At 68.0% G+C, this 2,904-nt stretch carries 4 protein-coding genes; 1 reads left to right on the forward strand and 3 read right to left on the reverse strand.

The annotated features are described in order from the left end of the window. Positions 1–519: IS1595 family transposase (locus VED21_RS28410; RefSeq protein ID WP_324888446.1), on the reverse strand; the 519-nt coding region annotated here is incomplete at its 3' end. 112 nt (positions 520–631) lie between these two features. On the opposite strand from VED21_RS28410, the gene VED21_RS28415 reads away from it, so the two are divergent. After that, complete coding sequence (locus tag VED21_RS28415) at positions 632–862, forward strand: DUF6471 domain-containing protein (protein WP_324888448.1); 231 nt, start codon at positions 632–634, stop codon at positions 860–862. Between the two features lie 155 nt (positions 863–1,017). On the opposite strand, the gene VED21_RS28420 is transcribed toward VED21_RS28415, so the two are convergent. Next, on the reverse strand, positions 1,018–2,094 hold the full coding sequence (locus VED21_RS28420) for an IS5 family transposase (RefSeq protein WP_324888450.1): 1,077 nt from the start codon (positions 2,092–2,094) through the stop codon (positions 1,018–1,020). A gap of 133 nt (positions 2,095–2,227) precedes the next feature. Continuing rightward, a partial coding sequence (locus VED21_RS28425) for a glycosyl transferase (protein WP_324888452.1) occupies positions 2,228–2,904 on the reverse strand: 677 nt, incomplete at its 5' end.

Consider the following 2,904-nt stretch of genomic DNA (forward strand, 5'->3'; position numbering starts at 1 on the left):
CTCGGCAAGGCGGCGGTCCTTCCGGTCTTCCTTGCGGTTCTCCGGACGGATGTGACCGCCGACATAGCAGCCGTCAACCTCCACCTCGGCGCCGTCGCCGCCCGGCGCCACGCCGCGGACTTCCGCCGCCATGGCTTCCCGGAGCTTGTGGGCCATCACGTACGCCGTCTTGTACTGCACGTCGAGATCACGGCCGAGCTGGAGGGCGGAGATGCCCTTGACCGCGTTCACGAAAATGACGATGGCGATCAGGTAATCGCGGATCGGCAGCTTGCGCCACGCGAACAGGGTGCCCGAGGTTTCGGAGAACTGCCGGCGGCACGCCTTGCACTTGAACACGGCGCGGGTGGTGTACTCGTAGCAGGTCGGGCAGCCGCAGTAGGGGCACACCAGGGCGCCGTTCGTCTCGGGCCAGCGGATCTTGCGGAACAGCGCGCGGGCTTCCCCGTCCGTCATGCGCGCAACCTGCTTCAGGCTGACGGTGCGAGCGGCGGCGGACATGAGGAAGTGCTGCGACATGGTAGCGTATACGTGTGTTTCCTTACAGATACGTTAGCTCTGGCATCCCTCCTTGTCAACGGGAAAGCTTTCACATATGTTATCTTCCATGCACCAATGAGAGGTACCGAGCATGGAAGCGAAGGACGAATGGGCTGGCCGTGCGAAGCGGTTCATGAAGGCCGAGTTGAAGCGGTATGACGTGACCTATGACGAACTCGCCCGCCGGCTGTCCGCCATGGGGATCGAGGAAACCGAGGGCTCCGTCACGGTGAAGATTAACCGCGGCGCCTTCCCGACGTGGTTCTTCCTCGCCAGCATGAAGGCGATAGGGTGCCCAGCCGTGCGGGTGGAGGACCTGTGATTTAGCAGGACGCGGAAAAACGGGCCTGTGCAGCGCTCTTGCTTTCGCTGAGGCGTGAGAATGGTGTTTTCCACGCCCGTTTTGGCCGAGATGGAGCGCTTTTGCCTCGCTCCGAGGCTCCCGGAGCCGCCATTCAGGCGGACTCCGGGCGTACTTCACGCAGCGGCCAGCAGTTTGGGCAGGCGGATCAGGTTGTAGGCGGTGGCGGTCAGTGTGAATACCCAACCGACGCGAGCCGTGCCGCGATGGCGCGTCTTGCGCAAGCCGGCTCCCTTGATCCAGCCGAAGACCTCTTCGATCCGTTTGCGGATGCGCAAGGACACGGCATAGCCGGGGTGGCGGGTGGTCCGGCCGTCGATGGCCGAGCGGCGGTTGCGGGTGTTCTGGGCGACATGCGGGGCTGCGCCGAGGGCGCGCATGTTCGCGACGAAATCCTTGGTGTCGTAGGCCTTGTCGGCTCCCACCGTGATGCGGTGGCGGCCGGGGATGGCCTCAACCATGGCCACCGCCGCCTCGCGCTCGGCCCTGCCGGTGGCCGGCGTCAGCCGCACATCCACCACCAGGGCATGGCGGTTCTCCATCAGCGCGTGGCCCATGAAGGCCAGCTTCGCCGGCTGGCCGTTGCCCTTGCGGTACAGCCGCGCCTCGGGATCGCTGGTCGAGGCATGGGTCTCGTTGGACCGCTTCTCACCATGAAAGTCGCGTTCGCCGTTGCGTCCCGGTCCCGGCGGCTCGCCACTGCCGTCCTTGGGTCGGAAGCTCTTCATCGAGGCCCAGGCTTCGATCAGTGTGCCGTCCACCGAGAAGTGCTCGTCCGACAACAGCGCCTTGACCCGTGGCTGGGCCAGGACGGCGGCCAGGAACTTCGCGGCCACGTCGCCGTCGAGCAGGCGGTCGCGGTTCTTGGTGAACACCGTCACGTCCCACACCGGCGCGTCCATCGACAGCCCGACGAACCAGCGGAACAGCAGGTTGTAGTCGAGCTGCTCCATCAGCTGACGCTCCGAGCGGATCGAGTAGAACGCCTGGAGCAGCAGCGCCCGCAGCAGCTTTTCCGGCGGGATCGATGGCCGCCCGATCTTGGAGTACAGCCCCTCGAAGGCCGGCGACAGGACTTCCAGCGCCTCGTCCACGATCGCCCGGATCGGCCGCAACGGATGGTTCGCCGGAACCCGCGCCTCGCAGCTCACGTAGCTGAACAGACCTTCGCTGCGTTCGTCCGATCCGCGCATCCTTCCCTCGCCGGCCGCTTCCTCCGCTACCGCAGAGAATCACGACCGGCCAGACGTGCACAGCCCTTTTTCCGCATCCTGCTAGGTGTTCTGATCGCCCTCCCCTGCCTCCGGCGGGGGAGGGACCGGAAGGTTACCGCCCCCGCCACAGCTCCGCGGCCAGCGCTTCCGCGTCGGCCTGCGTCTCCGCCTTCCCGAGCAGCTTGAGCGCCACCGCCGCCGTGGCGATCACCACGTCGCGCCCCTCGGCATCCTCCGATGTGCCGTCCCACAGCGCCTTGAGCCGCGCCACGTCCAGCTCCTCGTCGTGGCGCACCGTCGTCGTGGCCGCCATCGGCGCCCACAGCTCGGTGCCGGGTTCGCCGTTGCGGATGGTGCGCACCTCGGTGGGCTTCTCCGGCCGGCGCTCGGCCTCGCCGCCCTCGCCCTTGAACACCGCCAGCCGCGGCTGGCCGAGCAGCGCCGCCGCCTTCTGGTGGGCGTCGCGGTAGGGCGGGTGGGCGACGCCGACGATCTGGCAGGGCGCGGCCAGCGGGTTCAGCATGCGCGACACCGTGTGCACCGGGTTGCGCAGGCCGAGCAGCGGCTTCAGCCCCATGATCGCGTGCAGCTTCGGCGCCATCGCCGCCAGCGGCAGGTAGGCGAAGCGGTTGGCGCGCAGGTGCCCCGCCGCCTCCCCCATCGAGCCCGCGACCGGCACCCCCAGCGCCTCCAACGCGCCCCCGGCGAACAGCCGGCCGGCCGTGTGCCCCTCGGTGCCGTGCATGAACACGGTCACGCCGTTGCGCGCCAGCAGCAGCGCCGACAGCA

It is taken from the genome of Azospirillum sp., from assembly GCF_035627195.1.
Taxonomy (GTDB): domain Bacteria; phylum Pseudomonadota; class Alphaproteobacteria; order Azospirillales; family Azospirillaceae; genus Azospirillum.